Source organism: Microcoleus sp. T3_B1 (assembly GCF_036700445.1).
Classification (GTDB): Bacteria; Cyanobacteriota; Cyanobacteriia; order Cyanobacteriales; family Microcoleaceae; genus Microcoleus.
The window spans coordinates 127,687-142,977 of sequence record NZ_JAUBOX010000002.1 but is presented as its reverse complement, the minus strand read 5'-3'; the positions used below and the strand labels follow the sequence as shown (position 1 = coordinate 142,977).

Annotated in this window: 13 protein-coding genes; 7 read left to right on the top strand and 6 right to left on the bottom strand. The window is 43.8% G+C overall.

Annotated features, from left to right (window positions below):
• Positions 1-235: 235 nt before the first annotated feature.
• Both QT990_RS01935 and QT990_RS01930 read left to right on the top strand, forming a co-directional pair.
• On the top strand, positions 236-1,750 hold the full coding sequence (locus QT990_RS01935) for a phospholipid carrier-dependent glycosyltransferase (protein WP_333141371.1): 1,515 nt from the start codon (positions 236-238) through the stop codon (positions 1,748-1,750).
• Positions 1,751-1,768: 18 nt separating this feature from the next.
• A complete protein-coding gene (locus QT990_RS01930; RefSeq protein ID WP_333464849.1) occupies positions 1,769-1,978 on the top strand; it encodes a hypothetical protein in 210 nt (69 codons plus the stop codon).
• Positions 1,979-2,071: 93 nt separating this feature from the next.
• Here the strand turns inward: QT990_RS01930 and trmB are convergent, their stop codons facing one another.
• From trmB to csaB, 4 genes are all read right to left on the bottom strand, one after another.
• The gene (trmB, locus tag QT990_RS01925) at positions 2,072-2,704 is read right to left on the bottom strand and encodes a tRNA (guanosine(46)-N7)-methyltransferase TrmB (RefSeq protein WP_333141375.1); all 633 of its coding nucleotides are present in this window, start codon (positions 2,702-2,704) and stop codon (positions 2,072-2,074) included.
• Positions 2,705-2,863: 159 nt separating this feature from the next.
• Positions 2,864-3,604 carry a Uma2 family endonuclease gene (locus QT990_RS01920; RefSeq protein WP_333464848.1) on the bottom strand — a complete coding sequence of 247 codons (741 nt, stop codon included), beginning with the start codon at positions 3,602-3,604 and terminating at the stop codon, positions 2,864-2,866.
• 74 nt (positions 3,605-3,678) lie between these two features.
• Positions 3,679-4,494 carry a Uma2 family endonuclease gene (locus tag QT990_RS01915; protein ID WP_333464847.1) on the bottom strand — a complete coding sequence of 272 codons (816 nt, stop codon included), beginning with the start codon at positions 4,492-4,494 and terminating at the stop codon, positions 3,679-3,681.
• Positions 4,495-4,507: 13 nt separating this feature from the next.
• Positions 4,508-5,554, bottom strand: a complete 1,047-nt coding sequence (csaB, locus tag QT990_RS01910; protein WP_333464846.1) for a polysaccharide pyruvyl transferase CsaB — start codon at positions 5,552-5,554, stop codon at positions 4,508-4,510.
• A gap of 406 nt (positions 5,555-5,960) precedes the next feature.
• On the opposite strand from csaB, the gene QT990_RS01905 reads away from it, so the two are divergent.
• Together QT990_RS01905 and QT990_RS01900 are read left to right on the top strand one after the other, a co-directional pair.
• Complete coding sequence (locus tag QT990_RS01905) at positions 5,961-6,275, top strand: DUF2499 domain-containing protein (protein WP_006632397.1); 315 nt, start codon at positions 5,961-5,963, stop codon at positions 6,273-6,275.
• 16 nt (positions 6,276-6,291) lie between these two features.
• A complete protein-coding gene (locus QT990_RS01900; protein WP_333141384.1) occupies positions 6,292-6,711 on the top strand; it encodes a lysozyme inhibitor LprI family protein in 420 nt (139 codons plus the stop codon).
• A 73-nt stretch (positions 6,712-6,784) separates the two neighbouring features.
• On the opposite strand, the gene QT990_RS01895 is transcribed toward QT990_RS01900, so the two are convergent.
• Positions 6,785-7,648, bottom strand: coding sequence for a DUF4037 domain-containing protein (locus QT990_RS01895; protein WP_333141386.1), 864 nt, complete (start codon positions 7,646-7,648; stop codon positions 6,785-6,787).
• 267 nt (positions 7,649-7,915) lie between these two features.
• Between QT990_RS01895 and QT990_RS01890 the strand changes: the two genes are divergently transcribed.
• The 3 genes from QT990_RS01890 to QT990_RS01880 are packed head-to-tail and all read left to right on the top strand — an operon-like array spanning position 7,916 to position 12,948.
• A complete protein-coding gene (locus tag QT990_RS01890; RefSeq protein WP_333141388.1) occupies positions 7,916-10,576 on the top strand; it encodes a DNA polymerase III subunit alpha in 2,661 nt (886 codons plus the stop codon).
• Position 10,577: 1 nt separating this feature from the next.
• Complete coding sequence (locus QT990_RS01885) at positions 10,578-11,366, top strand: LAGLIDADG family homing endonuclease (RefSeq protein WP_333141390.1); 789 nt, start codon at positions 10,578-10,580, stop codon at positions 11,364-11,366.
• Positions 11,350-12,948, top strand: coding sequence for a helix-hairpin-helix domain-containing protein (locus QT990_RS01880; protein WP_333141392.1), 1,599 nt, complete (start codon positions 11,350-11,352; stop codon positions 12,946-12,948). The genes QT990_RS01885 and QT990_RS01880 overlap by 17 nt, the downstream gene beginning before the upstream one ends.
• Here QT990_RS01880 and QT990_RS01875 read toward each other — a convergent pair.
• Complete coding sequence (locus QT990_RS01875) at positions 12,925-15,015, bottom strand: serine/threonine-protein kinase (RefSeq protein WP_333141394.1); 2,091 nt, start codon at positions 15,013-15,015, stop codon at positions 12,925-12,927. The genes QT990_RS01880 and QT990_RS01875 overlap by 24 nt on opposite strands.
• Positions 15,016-15,291 lie beyond the last annotated feature (276 nt).

The following is a 15,291-nucleotide window of genomic DNA, read 5'->3' as shown; positions in this document are numbered from 1 at the left end:
CCTGCTTGCCAATTAGATCGGGAGCATTTGGTGAAACAATAGTCGCTACTGCTTCTCGCTGCACTCTCCAAGCATTATTAGAAGCCGGGTTTAAGAAACTGGGTATTTCAAAAAAACCCGGTTTCTCCTCAAAAATTCGGTTTCTGCAAAAGTCCTATTTTACGTTACTCTATACTCAGGAATTTTAAATTAGCGATCGCCCTCAAATTTAGGATCTATTATTTGCTGCTGTTTTATGAAAATCAAAAAACAACAATTTAACAAATCGAATGTTATTTTCTCCCTAGCCATGCTCGCTGTGTTCCTCCTATCCTTAACTCTCCGCTTTTGGGAACTAGAGCGATTTAACACTTTAGTATTTGACGAGGTTTATTACGCTAAATTTGCCAACGATTATCTCACAAAAACTCCTTTTTTCAACGCTCACCCACCTCTGAGCCAGTACATAATTGCGATCGGCATTTGGATCGGCACTCACCTTCCCTTCGGCAAAACTGCCGTCAACAGTATGGCTGGCTCCCTGCTTTCCCCTTGGGATTACCGCTGGCTGAATGCTCTCACAGGTTCCTTTATTCCCCTAGTTGTGGGAGCCCTAGCTTATCAGCTAGTTCGGCGCCGCACCTTTGCTTTTATTGCTGCTTTATTGATGGCCTGCGACGGTTTGTTTTTAGTTGAGTCTCGCTACGCGCTGAACAACATTTATCTGGTTTTATTTGGGATTTTAGGTCAGTTATTTATTTTAAAATCCGTAGAAGCAGAAGGGAAAAAGCGCTGGCTTTGGCTGGTACTAGCCGGGATAGGCTTCGGCGCATCTGCGGCTATCAAATGGAACGGATTGTGGTTTCTTTTCGGTACTTATCTAATTTTAATCTGTGCTTGGGCAGTTCGTTTCATCCAGGGTAACAGAGGAAATGAAGAACAAAGCCGCGAGGGAGATTCACCTCTAATTCCTGCCGAAAGTCCAGTACAAAAACTGACTCAACTCAATTTTATAGAACTCGGCTTGAGTCTAGCTATTATTCCTATTCTAGTTTACAGCATCTCTTGGATTCCTCACCTGCACTTTAATCCAACTCCCAATTTCTGGCAGATGCAAACGGAAATTTTGACTTATCACCAGCGGATTAAAAGTGGCCCAGATGTACATCCTTACTGTTCCACGTGGTACAGTTGGCCTTTGATGCTACGCCCCATAGTTTACTTCTACAAAACTGCTAGCAGCAATGCCCAACCAGATCCGGTTTTGCCGCCTTTACCTGAAGGTGCAAATCAGGCAATTTTTGACGTTCACGCGATGGGAAATCCCTTCCTTTGGTGGCTATCAACCTTAGCTTTACTGCTAGTAATAGGAGTTTTAGTTCACCGGATTTTGGTGTGGCTGCAAACGCGCAGCGAGGCTTCTGTTGACACGATAGAACAGCAGTGGCCGATTTTGTTTCCGCCGACTGCTGAAATGTGGCTGGCGTTATATTTAATAGTTAATTGGGCTGCTAATTTGCTGCCTTGGGTGAAGGTGACTCGCTGCATATTTTTGTACCATTATATGGGCTGTTCTGTGTTTTCAGGCTTAGCACTTGCTTGGTGGGTTGACAGGTGGCTGCACAGCCCTCAAACTCGACTCCGAGGGATGGGGGTAACAATTATTTTTCTGGTTTTGGGTGCTTTTATTTTCTGGATGCCTATCTATTTGGGACTGCCTTTGTCGCAAATGGAATGGAAAATTCGGATGTGGCTGCCGTCTTGGGTTTAAGTTAAAAATAATTCCTTTATGAACGGGCAAGATGCCCGTTCCACAAGAAAATTAAGTTTTGTGGAACAGGCCGGAAAGCCGTTTCACAAGAAAATTAAGTTTTGTGGAACAGGCATCTTGCCTGTTCCTAACGGGCAAGATGCCCGTTCCACAAGAAAATTAAGTTTTGTGGAACAGGCATCTTGCCTGTTCCTAACGGACAAGATGCCCGTTCCACAAGAAAATTAAGTTTTGTGGAACAGGCATCTTGCCTGTTCCTAACCAAGGTGCAAGATGTAAGTTATAACATTTATGACAAAGGTGAGTTTGCCAAAGCAAGCATTATTTTTGATAGAGTGCTCGATAAACTGGTTCGCCCCGTTTCAGAGTAGCAATTTCTCTTTCTGTAGCAACAGGCAGGGGATTTTCGGTTAACCATTCGCCATCATTTTGACGTTTAAAACTGGGGTGAGATGAAAAGCGATCGCACATTTCTCTTTCTACTTCCTCAATATCTGACTGGATAAAAACTTCACCGCCAATTGCCAGATAAGTTGCCAATTCATTAACTAATTCCTGCTGCACCACCCGCCGTTTGTGGTGCTTTTTCTTGAACCACGGATCGGGAAATTGAATGCTAACGTGCTGCAAAATACCTGCGGGTAAAGTTTCTAAAATGGGCTTCAGGGAACTATTCGCATTGCAAAACAAATAGTGCAAATTTGTCAAGCCTTTTTCGTCGCGCCAAAGATTCGCCTCTTCTACCAGAGGTTCGCGAATTTCTAATCCGAGAAAGTTCCAGTCTGTTTGGATTTGCGCCATGTGCCACAAAAACCGTCCTCTGCCGCAGCCAATATCTAAATGCAGCGGTAAATTTAAGTCGGAATAGATTTTAGTCCAATCCGGGGGACTTGCAGATGCTTGATATTTAATTGATAGGGGATTGACGTGTTCCCGCACTCTTACTCTTGCCAATTTTGCTGTCTCCTGAATGTAATTTTTAACCGCTGATGAAGGCAGATGAACGTAGATTTACGCAGATAAATATTGATTTTTGCGATGTTGTTCCCTACTTTTTAATTAATGAGCAATCTTAAATTGCCGAGTGACAATTTTAAATTGCTCATTATTGCATTAGGCCTCTGGTTCGAGGCCTGCTGCTCTTAATTGTGCAGCTAGTCGATCGGCTCGCTGTTGAACATTTGCTTTTTCCTGCCGTTCCCTTTCTACCATTTCTGCTCCCCACAATAACATCTCTCCGCTTTCATTCCACCACCGCAACCAATATCCCGTTCTTTCGCCTTTTGTTCCCTGCCAAACACCCAGAAATAACCCAAGTCCGGCAATCCAATAACGATTGTTTGCATCGGCTTGCTGTTTTTCATACTGTGCTGATGAATTCAAATGATATACTATTAAATCTCCGCTCGCAGGTTCAAAAATTACATAGATTGGAGCTTGTAATATTTGTTCGTAAAAATGCCATTTTCCGGGGAGATAAGTTTGTTTTGCAGAATATTCATCCTGATAACTAGGAGGATTCTCTGGCAAAAACTCCATGACAATTGCCGGAATGTCTCCTTCTAGGTTGGGGGTATAACTGCGACGAATTTCTCGATCGGGAAGGGGGTGTACGTTGGTGGCATAAAACAGATCGGGAGTTTTTATAACTAGCTTATCGTTGAAATTTACACAAATCGCCAGATGAGGCGCAACTAATGTTCCCTCCAAAATTAGCCCCGCAATTTCTAAGCTTTCCCGTAAGGCGGCGGCGAGCAAAGGCTGGTCGATATCTTGCAGGGGGTGCTCGTCTAAAATGAAATCTTTTGGCAATTTTTCCCAGGATATTTTGAATTGAATTGGATTGAATGTCATGGTATTTTACCTCTTACTAAGAATGCGGTAGAACTGCTGGCAATGATTTTCGCTAGAATAGCCTCGCCTATTTTTTAAGCTTCTGGTTCAATGCCTAATGCTCTTAATTGTGCGGCCAATATGGACGATCGTTCTCGTTCTTGTTCGGCCCGTTCCCTTTCTTGTTCGGCTTGTTGTTGAGCGATAGCCCTTTCCTGCCGTTCTTGTTCGGCTTGTTGTTGAGCGATAGCCCTTTCCTGCCGTTCTCTTTCTACCATTTCTGCACCCCACAATAACATCTCTGAACTTTCATCCCACCACCGCAACCAATATCCGGTTCTTTCGGCTTTTGTGCCATACCAAACACCTAGAAATAATCCAACTCCAGAAATCCAATAACGGCCGAAAGCATCGGGTGGTTGTACTTCATACTTTCCTGATGAATCCAAATGGTAGACTTCTAACACTCCGGCGGCTGGTTCAAAAAGTGCATAGACTGGCACTCGCAATATTTGCTCGTAAAAAAACCATTTGCCGGGGGGATAAGTTTTTTTCCGAGAATATTCATCGTTGGCAGTAGCTGATAAAAATTCCATCACGATCGCCGGAATTTCCCCTTCTAAGTTGGGAGTGTAACTGCGGCGAATTTCTTGATTTTCCAGCGGCTGGACGTTGCGGGCATAAAACCAATCTGGTGCTTTGATAACTAGCTTGCTGTCTACTGTCGCACAAATTCCCATGTTTGGGGCAACTAATATTCCTGCTACTATTAGCCCCGCGATTTCTAAGATTTCCCGCAACGCTGCAGCGAGCAAGGGCTGGTCGATATTTGCCACAGGTTCCTCATCTAAAATGAAGTCGTCTGGCAATTTTTCCCAGGTAATTTTTAAGTCGGCTGTACTGGCTGTCACGGTATTTTACCTCTTACGGAGACTGCTGGAGCGCGGCTCGCAATACTTCGCGGTGAAAGAGCGATCGCTCTACTATAAATTTTATCCTGTCTGGCGATAAGGCGTGGCCGTTAGCATAGTGTTCGATCCAGATTTTGCTGATTAAATAAGGATCGTCTGGCAATTCTGATAATAAGTATCCCGGCATTTCTAACTCATCCATCAATTGACTGACTTTCGGATCGTAGCTGAGGGCAAAACAGCGGCATTCTTCGGATGCTGCCATAATTAAACTGTGGTAGCGCATCCCGATCGCCATTTCGACTCCCCGGAACACTCCTTTCAATTTTCTGGGGTCTTCTAAACTGAGAATGCGGCTCGTTTTGGGCAGGGCTTCGTGCAAATGTTTCGCGATTTCTAAGTCGTAAGACGCTTGAAAAGGCAGCAGCAAAATTAAGGTGCGTGTTGCTTTTTGAAAGTCAACTAAAGCTTGAGTTAAGATTGACAAACGGGCGGGAGTTAGTGTAGAGTGAGAACGCAAACAAACAGCCACTCTGGGCGCAGGTAAATCCCACAAACCCGACACGGGGGAATTCTCCAAAGCCCACACGGGATCGGGCGCTAAAGTAAAGGGAATTTGCCAATCTGCAAGTAAAGTAGCTGAACCTTTATCCCGCACGCTGACGCCGGTGCATCCAGCAAAACAGCGCTGAGATAACTTGCGAGTCATTTCGCGCTTCAAAGGCCCAATTCCCTGGGCCCAAGCAACAGTTTTTAAGCCCATCTGCTGCGCTAATCCCATTAAACCCCCATAATAGAAAGGGCTCACAATGCTAGTAGCGTCTTGGATTAAACTACCGCCGCCCCAGATTAGGGCGTCGGAGGTGCGGAGTGCTTCGATAACTTGAAAGGCATTCATGCGATCGCGCGCAGCTACCCCGTACCGCTGATTGGTCTCGACAGGATTGCCAGACAGGACGATCGGCGTCACGCCATCTGGTAACATTTGCAGTAGCGATGCCAACAGCGCCTCGTCGCCGCCGTTGCCTTTACCGTAATAGCCGCACAAAATTGCTCGCATTTCTACTCTTTTATTTGTTTGTGATGGGGAATCTAACGATTTTAGATTTTAGATTTTAGATTTTAGATTTTTTTGAGATTTGAGATTTGCTCCTACTACCAAAAAAATGCTACTGTCATCAAGCTTCAAGGCTTTACGTCATCAGTCAGCTCAAATCGCAAATCTAATAAAATCTCGAATCGCTAATCTAAAATTATATGACCAGCCCAAAAACAGGTACAAGCCCCGACTTAAGTCGTGGATGCTCCTAAAATTTTAGACCAAAGCTCAAGCTCCAAGATTCATCTGTGGAGTAGATCTAAAATCTAAAATCTAAAATCTAAAATCGACTGACTCATCATATTTTATATGACAGTTGCGTAAGTCCCGATCGATAAATCTTTCATCTTCCTTCACCATACAAAAAATGCACGCTTTGTCAATTCCCACCTGGATTATTCACGTCTCTAGCGTCGTCGAGTGGATTGCCGCCATCTGGTTAATTTGGACTTACGGCGAAGTCACTCAAAACCGAGCTTGGTGGGCCCTTTCCGCCGCAATGCTGCCCGCTCTCGTCAGCGCTATGTGTGCCTGTACATGGCACTATTTTGACAACTCTCCCGCCCTAGAATGGATCGTTACCCTGCAAGCCGCGATGACTCTCATCGGCAATTTTACTTTGTGGGCGGCAGCTTGGTGGATTTGGCGATCGGCTCAGCCAGCAGAGAAAATTAAAGATTAAAAAAAGGAGAAACTAAGTGAAAAATAGCACTATTTGGGTAAAATTTGTCGCAAGTTTGCTGTTGTTGACAGCCGGATTATTGCTTCCCAGCCAAGCGAGCAACATTCCCGTACAAGTCGCCCAACAACCTAACTGCAAAAGTCCTCAAACCACGCTAGACATGAATATGTGTTCTAGTCAAGAGTTTGAGGCGGCCGACAAAAAGCTCAATCAAGTCTATCAGCAACTGCAAGCAAAAATCAGCAGTAGACAAAAGCAGAGGTTGACTGCGGCACAGCGTACTTGGATTAAATTTCGAGATGAAAATTGTGAGTATGCAAAAGGGCAGTTTGAAGGCGGTAGTTTGGCGGCTTCTACCTACGGTTATTGCAGGGCCAGAGTGACGCAAGAACGGATTAAAGATTTGGAAGGTTATTTGAAACAAGCAAATTTGTAAAAGCTCGATCGATATTTAGGGGTCTACACAGTGCTAACCCTAGGATATGGAACTATGGTTTTTTTGCACTTACCTAGTTAGCGAAAGAATTAGTAGCAATTAAACCTGCCTCAATCAACAATCCATCGAGACTGTCCACCAGTCCATCAAGACAATGTAAAATTTGCCGATCGCCTGCAGGTAACGAAATAGAATTAGTTAGACTGTGAATCTGCCTCTCCAAATCTTCCGGCAATTTTGAACACAAAGCTGTTGCCCTTTCTACCAGACGCTTTTCGCCCGGATGAGGGATAGAATTAACAGCAAAAACAATATCAAAATAACTGCCTAAAAAAGCTGCTGTTCGATGGATAATACTTACTGAATCGCGGCGCAAAACAGCGGATTCTAGCTGGTGGCGAAATGAAAAAATCTGGTGGCGCAAAATCGGATAATTTTTGGCAATTATTGCTTGACGGAGTTGTTCGGGATAAGGTCGATCCACATTGGCTTGCAATTGCTGAAACCAACCGTCTCTGTCATACAATGATAATGAGGTGAGAACGTTCCACCAAAAACAGGTTGAATAACCTACTGATGCTTGATGTTTGACCAGGATGCGATCGAGTTCTTCTTCGATCCATTCGGGCTTGCGGTACATAATATCTATACCGCAACCAGTGTTAATATCTATCCACTCGTCACCGGGTTCCCAAAATTGATTGTTGATGGCGATGCGATCGGAAAATTGTCTCGCTATCGCCTCCCGTATGTCAACAGAAATTTCATCTTTAACATACACGTAAAAATCAAAATCAGACGACTCATCCGTAACTATAGTTGTTCGAGAACCTGCTAAAACGACGGCTACAACTTGAGGCAAACTGCTAAACTGCTGCCCAATAGTTTGAGCCAGTGGGGGAATTTCTTCGAGAGCTAATTGATAATTGTGCAGCATTTAATTACCTTGCTTGGCACTTAAAAAATTCCAGCTAATGCTTAACTCTAGCACTCAATATTTTAACGCATAACTGTGAACTCGTAACTCAACAATTGATAATTGTTAACAAATACGGCGGAGGCGAACTGATGCGTTGCGACATCGTATCCCCACCAAAATTATCTCAAAAGTAACATAAAACTTTGTTTTTTTATTTTACCCTTTGACACGCGGATAGTGTAGAATCTAAAATCTAAAATCTAAAATCTAAAATCTAAAATCCCTATGTCCTTCGTTGGTTTGCACATTCACAGCGATTATAGCTTACTAGATGGGGCTTCTCAGCTACAGCAGCTCGCAGAACGGGCGGTGGAATTGGGGATGCCCGCGATCGCCCTTACTGACCACGGGGTGATGTACGGGGCGATCGAGCTAATCAAAGTTTGCCGAAATAAAAATATCAAGCCGATTATTGGCAATGAAATGTATGTCGTCAACGGCGACATTGAAGTAAAAGTTCGAGGTAGAAGAAAATACCATCAAGTTGTTTTAGCTAAAAATACCCAAGGTTATAAAAACCTCGTCAAACTAACCACAATTTCCCATTTAAAGGGAATGCCTGAAAGAGGTATTTTTGCCCGACCTTGCATCAACAAGGAACTGCTAAAACAATACTCCGAAGGTTTAATTGTTACCAGTGCTTGTTTGGGTGGCGAAGTTCCCCAAAACATTCTGCAAAACAAGCTAGATAAGGCCCGCGAAGTCGCCAAAGAGTATCAAGAAATATTTGGGGAAGATTACTATTTAGAAATTCAAGACCACGGTTCCCCGGAAGACCGGATTGTTAATGTTGAAATCGTTAAAATTGCCCGCGAACTCAAGATTAAAATAATTGCCACCAATGATTCTCACTATATTTCCTGCAACGACGTAGAAGCACACGATGCTTTGCTGTGCATTAACACCAACAAACTGATTGAAGAAGACAAGCGGATGCGCTACAGCGGTACTGAATATCTTAAGTCCGCAGAGGAGATGGCGCAACTGTTTCGAGATCATTTGGATGATGAAACAATCAAAGAGGCGATCGAAAATACCCTAGAAGTCGCAAATAAAGTATCGAGATACGAGCTCACAGGAGAAGCTCGGATTCCCACAATTCCAATTCCCCCCGAACATACAGCCGATACTTATGTAGAAGAAATATCCTGGCTGGGACTGTTAGAACGCCTCAAAGCCCGCACCAGAAATGAAATCCCCCCAGTCTACAAACAAAGACTAGAATACGAACTGAAAATGCTTCAGCAGATGGGCTTTTCAGAATACTTTTTAGTAGTTTGGGACTACATAAAATATGCGAGAGACAACGATATTCCAGTAGGGCCGGGACGCGGTTCGGCCGCAGGTTCTCTAGTGGCCTACGTCCTCAAAATCACCAATATAGACCCCGTACATCACGGACTACTATTCGAGCGATTTCTCAATCCCGAACGGAAATCCATGCCAGATATTGATAGCGATTTCTGCATAGAAAGGCGGGACGACATGATTAAATACGTTACTGAAAAATATGGTAGCGACCGCGTAGCGCAAATTATTACTTTCAACAGAATGACATCAAAAGCTGTCTTGAAAGATGTTGCCAGGGTGTTAGGTATTCCCTACAAAAAAGCCGACGAAATGGCAAAATTAATTCCCGTGTCCAGGGGAAAACCGGAAAAACTTAAAGTGATGATTTCCAATGAAACACCTGCACAGGAATTTAAAGACAACTATGAAAATACAATTTGCATAAATGCAGAAACAGGTACTGAAGTCCCAGTTCGTCAGTGGATTGACATGGCAATTCGTATTGAGGGAACTAACAAAACCTATGGTGTTCACGCGGCAGGTGTGGTAATTTCTTCCGAGCCGTTGGATGAACTTGTACCGCTGCAAAAGAATAATGAGGGGGCTGTGATTACCCAATATTTCATGGAAGATTTGGAATTTTTGGGGCTGCTGAAAATGGACTTTTTGGGATTGAAAAATTTAACAACGCTCCAGAAAACTGTTGATTATATTAAGCAAACCCAAAATCTAATTGTAGATCCAGAAATGTTACCTTCTGATATAGAGCGCAGAGCTCAAGAGACTTTTGGCCGAATCAAAAAGTTACCCGATGATGTAGATAAAACCTATAGACTTTTAGAAAGAGGAGATTTAGAAGGTATTTTTCAGCTAGAATCATCGGGAATGCTGGATGTAGTGAAAAAACTCAAACCTTCCTGTCTGGATGATATTTCTTCTATTTTGGCACTTTACCGACCTGGGCCGCTGGATGCAGGTTTGATTCCTCAGTTTATTGACTGCAAGCACGGTAAAACAGTTGAGTACGATCATCCGCTATTAGAGCCGATTTTAAAAGAGACTTACGGAACGCTTTGCTTTCAAGAGCAAATTATGCGGATGGCTCAAGATTTGGCGGGATATTCTTTGGGGCAAGCTGACTTGCTGCGGCGGGCAATGGGCAAGAAGAAAGCTGATGAAATGCAGAAGCAAAAAGAAACGTTTATCGACGGCGCAACTAAGAATGGAGTCAGTCAAAGAATAGCTGATAAACTGTTCGCACAGATGCTGCAATTCGCGGAATATTGCTTGAGCTATGACACGAAGATATTGACTGTGGAATATGGGCCGATGGCTATTGGCAAAATTGTTGAGGAAAAAATTGAATGTACTGTTTATAGTGTTGATAGCAACGGTTATATTTATACACAGTCAATTGCACAGTGGCATCGCCGGGGGCAGCAGGAGGTCTTTGAGTATTGCCTGGAAGATGGCTCGATAATTCGCGCCACAAAAGATCACAAGTTTATGACTGTTGGCGGTCAAATGCTGCCCATTGACGAAATCTTTGAACAAGGATTAGACTTAAAACAAATCAACTCTAGCTCAGATATATAAAATGTATCTCGACTATAGGCAGCTAAAATCGGAACACAAGGAACAAATCATTTCTGCTTTTAATCACGGCATGGAGTGTCGAGACATTCCTAACTACCTTGGTGTGAGCGAAAGAGCAGTTTCAAGGGTTTTAAAAGAAGCCGACATTAATACTAAGCGGCGAAACCGCTATACTTTAAATGAGAGCTATTTTGATGTAATTGACTCTCAAGCTAAAGCTTATTTATTAGGATTGATAGCTGCTGATGGCTGCGTTACTCAAACTAATTATGTAGCTTTTGAATCTATTGACAAAGAACTTACAGAAATGCTCAGCATAGAGCTACAATACTCTGGTGAAATTAGAGTTATTCAGCCTCAAAATTATGCTCCTCACTACCGAATAAATTTTTCTTCTGAAAAGCTGGCCAGCTCTTTACAGGGCTACGGCATCATAACAGGAAGAACTTTTTCGGAAGTTACCTATTTCCCTAACTTAAAATATTTAGGGTCTTATGTGTTAGGCTATTTTGACGGTGACGGTTGTGCTTATGCAAACAAAGGTAGAAGTGGCGGTTTAGTCTGCATTGTTGGTTCCTTTGAATTTGCCCGCGAACTAGCAATGCACCTAGGGATGGGTTCTGTACAAGAGCATCAATTAAAAAAAGTTTATTATTGGAGAATCTTTAGTCGAAAAAATATACAAGCATTCTATGATTTTGTGTATCAATATCCCCGCTTGGGATTGCAACGAAAGAAAACTAAAATAGAGGCTATTCTCAGGAGTTACAAACATGGTAAAAATTATTAGTCGAAAATCCCTAGGAACTCAAGAAGTCTATGACATAGGCGTTGAACGAGAACATAACTTTATCCTAGAAAATAGTTTGGTGGCATCTAACTGTTTTAATAAATCCCATTCAATGGCCTATGCCTATATCACGTATCAAACTGCCTATTTAAAGGCGAATTATCCTCTAGAATACATGGCTGCGCTGCTGACTGCTAACAGGGGCGATCAGGATAAAGTACAGAAATATATTGCCAATTGTCTCAAGCTGGGTATTGAGGTGGAGCCGCCCGATGTTAATAGTTCGGAACTTACTTTTACACCGATGCCGAAACAGATGACTGGCGCTGCAAAAGATAAAATTTTGTTTGGAATTTCGGCTGTTAAAAATGTGGGAGAATCGGCAATTGAAAATATTTTGGCGGCGCGGCAGGAAGGAGGTAAGTTTAAATCGTTGGCTGATTTGTGCGATCGCGTAAATCTCCATTCTGTCAACCGCCGCGCTTTAGAAGCATTAATTCAATGCGGTGCTTTTGATAAAATTGAAAACAACCGCAAGCAATTAGTAAACGACCTCGAAGGAGTGATGAAATGGGCGCAAGAGCGCAAAAGAGACCGAGAAAGCGGCCAAGGCAATCTTTTTGACTTGTTAGGTGCGAATAGCTTCGGGAAGTCAGTCAATACCTATGAGTCCGCGCCCAAATCTAAATTAATAAAAGATTATGAAAAACAGGAGAAATTGCGTTTAGAAAAAGAACTGCTTGGCTTTTATGTGTCAGAACATCCCCTAAAGTTTCTCATGCAAGTAAACGAAGACCCCGATGTTGTGACTCTCGAACAGTTAGCAGATAAAAAGGGGAAAGTATCAGTTATTGTCATGCTCAGCGCTATCAAAATGGTAGTGACAAAAAAAGGCGAGGCGATGGCAATTTTGCAATTAGAAGATTTGACCGCTCAAATAAAAGCTGTGGTGTTCCCCAAGGCTTACGAACAAGTGAAACCTTACATTGTAGAGAATGCTATCTTACTGATTAGTGGAAAAATAGAGAAAGATGGCGAGGAAATTCAGATAATTGTAGACACTGCAAAGCCCGTTGAAACAGTACAGGTTGAAGAGGAAATCGAGAAGGCGGAACCGGAAATAAATAACCATTGGCCGGCGGAACCAGTCAACGTTGTACGATCGACAAAACCTGTGGAAGTTTTAGAAATGGTGATTGTCAAGCTTACACTGCAGCAAGTACAAGACGGCGAAAAACTCAATGACCTCAAAGCCCTTTTGGAAGAACTTTCCTATGGGGGAGAAGATGCTAGCGTTTCTGTGGGGGGAATTGTTGTCGGTGAATATTCGTGTCAACCCTTTCGCATTAACCGTCAATTGTGGGTGCAAGATGGCGAGGGAACTGTTAGCCGTCTCAAGTCGGCTAAATTTGATGCTTGGGTTTTTCCTCTAGACAATCGCGGGGAGGCTGCGGTGTTTCGAGAAATGCGATCGCAACTTAATGTATATTCTTGGGCCAGTCGTTTACTTGACACTGACACCGATCGCCTTCACAAGTATGTCACTTATCTCGCCCAACTAAACAGACGCCCGCCAAACTAACACTTCGCCGCCATCCCCACCGGTGACTAAAGTTTGACCGTCTGGACTAAAAGCCACCGGATTGCACCCAGCAAGAGAGCACAAACATTCTCCTGTTTCCAGGTTCCAGAGTTTAACTGTACCGTCTCGGCTGCCACTAGCCATAGTTTCGCGATCTGGACTCATCGCCACCGAAATCACCGCATCAGAATGCCCCCTCAAAGTATTAATCAATTCCCCTGTATCGGCATTCCACAATTTAACAGTAGCGTCGGCACTTCCACTGACAATCGTCTTTCCATCTTGACTAAATGCGATCGCATAAACCCAATCTGAATGACCGACAAAAGTCCGTACACTCTCCCCAATACCTACCAGCCACATCTTGATAGTTGTGTCAGCACTACCACTGGCAAGCATCATACTTTGAGGGCGAAAACTAACAGATAAAACCTTGTCAGAATGTCCCGAAAGTTTTTGAACCAATTCTCCGTTGCGCTGATTCCACAATTTAATACTCTTGTCGCCGCTGGCACTCGCGATCGCTCCAGAGTCGCAACTAAAAGCCACCGAGTACACGGGGCCGTATCGGTGACTGTACGGCGAACCAAAATCGCTGTAAAATTCGCGAATCATCGCCTTTTTATCCAGCTTCCACTCAATGACTTTTCTGTCAAAACTGCCGCTAACCATCATTCTCCCGTCTGGGCTGATTGCCACAGCATCAACCGTTGCGGAATGGCCGAAAAAAGTATGGATGAATTCACCTGTTTCCAGGTTCCACAGCTTAATTGTTTTATCATCGCTGGCGCTAGCGAGAATATTGCCTTGAGGATTAATAACCACAGCATTAACCGAGGCTGAATGACCGTGGAGAATGCGATCGCACCGCCAGTTATTAGACGACAAAAATGTCGGATTGCCAGCGGATGGCGCAACATGAATCTTGGCGGGCGGCGCGGCTGAGACGGCGGTTGCTTTATGGGGCTGCGAGTTAGTTACTGGCGAATTAATAGCTATTTTCGTGGGCGAATTATAACTGATTTGAGAGCGGGGATATTGCCCAACATTTACCAAGTCTTGCAAGACTTCAGCAGCGGATTGATATCGCTCTCTTACCGAATCTTTGAGCAATTTATTCAAAATAGTTGCTAATTTTTTGCTGACTTTTATGCCTTTTTGCGCCAGGTGCGATCGCCAAATCCATTTGCATTCCAAAGCATCGAACAAATCCTTCAGTACCGCCCCTGTTAGCAGGTGAATGCAGGTAACGCCCAAACTGTAAAGGTCGCTCGCCGGATACGCCTTGCCGCTGCGAATTTGTTCGATGGGCGCATAGCCAGCAGTTCCAGTTATCGTTCCAGTTTGCGCCTCAGAAAGGCCGGTAATGTGCTTAGCAACTCCAAAATCTACGAGCACAAACTGACCCCCCCTGGCCTTGCCCTCTACAGCAGGAGATTCAGCGACAATTATCCCTTTCATACCACCAGAAGATGGAGGTAAATTTGCCCCTCCTTTTCCTTTACCAGGAGTTGAGGTGCCATATCCCGCCGCCGCCCACAAGGTTTGGGGAGTTCTTCGCAGAATATTTTCCGGCTTAATATCCCGATGAATCACCTGCTGCTCGTGAACAAATTGCAAAACAGGCAACAAATTGATCAACAATTCCCAAATCTGTTCCTCGCTAAAAGCTCCCCGCTGCTGCAACTCCTGAAACAAATTATTTCCATCGATTAACTCTTCCACAAGATACAGACGTTTGGCTTGTTCAAAAGAAGCCAGCAAACTTGGAATTTGCGGGTGTTCTCCGAGTTCGTGTAGTCGGTGAGCTTCTTGTTTGAACAGTGCAGTTGCCTTTTCTAATTCAGCTTTTTCTTGTACTTGGGGGAAAAATTGTTTGATGGCGCAGGGAGTTTTCAACCTATCTTCATCGACAGCTAAAAAAGTTCTGCCAAATGTTCCTTCACCGATAGGTTGAATGGCGCGATAACGCTCTTTCAGTAGCAATTTAGAGCCGCACGCCAGACAAAACTTGGTTGAGTCAGGATTCTGCGGCTTTTGGCAATGGGGATTGAGACAATAGCTCATCTTTTTTTCTGCCTGGAGATTCCCACCACTGCTAAACTTAGCAACATGGTAGTCTGTTTCCACTCACGCCCAGAGCACCATTCTCGATAATACCTGAGAAACTCGCTTTCTTAACCCAAAATCTCGGCTCTCAGGTTGAGCCCGTGGCAAGAAACCAAGGTGACGACACTAAAAGTGCTTGATGTGAGTTTCCATATATTGTAGTGCTTTCCTAAAATTTTGCAGGTTGGCGGAGCACAAACTGATAGGTCAACACTTAACTGTTAACTACGGCTA

What these genes read in the sequence shown, in the direction of transcription:
- QT990_RS01935 (WP_333141371.1), top strand. Translation starts at nt 236, where the DNA reads ATGAAAATCAAAAAACAACAATTTAACAAATCGAATGTTATTTTCTCC.
- QT990_RS01930 (WP_333464849.1), top strand. Translation starts at nt 1,769, where the DNA reads ATGAACGGGCAAGATGCCCGTTCCACAAGAAAATTAAGTTTTGTGGAA.
- QT990_RS01920 (WP_333464848.1), bottom strand. Translation starts at nt 3,604, where the DNA reads ATGACATTCAATCCAATTCAATTCAAAATATCCTGGGAAAAATTGCCA.
- csaB (WP_333464846.1), bottom strand. Translation starts at nt 5,554, where the DNA reads ATGCGAGCAATTTTGTGCGGCTATTACGGTAAAGGCAACGGCGGCGAC.
- QT990_RS01905 (WP_006632397.1), top strand. Translation starts at nt 5,961, where the DNA reads ATGCACGCTTTGTCAATTCCCACCTGGATTATTCACGTCTCTAGCGTC.
- QT990_RS01895 (WP_333141386.1), bottom strand. Translation starts at nt 7,648, where the DNA reads ATGCTGCACAATTATCAATTAGCTCTCGAAGAAATTCCCCCACTGGCT.
- QT990_RS01890 (WP_333141388.1), top strand. Translation starts at nt 7,916, where the DNA reads ATGTCCTTCGTTGGTTTGCACATTCACAGCGATTATAGCTTACTAGAT.
- QT990_RS01885 (WP_333141390.1), top strand. Translation starts at nt 10,578, where the DNA reads ATGTATCTCGACTATAGGCAGCTAAAATCGGAACACAAGGAACAAATC.
- QT990_RS01880 (WP_333141392.1), top strand. Translation starts at nt 11,350, where the DNA reads ATGGTAAAAATTATTAGTCGAAAATCCCTAGGAACTCAAGAAGTCTAT.
- QT990_RS01875 (WP_333141394.1), bottom strand. Translation starts at nt 15,015, where the DNA reads ATGAGCTATTGTCTCAATCCCCATTGCCAAAAGCCGCAGAATCCTGAC.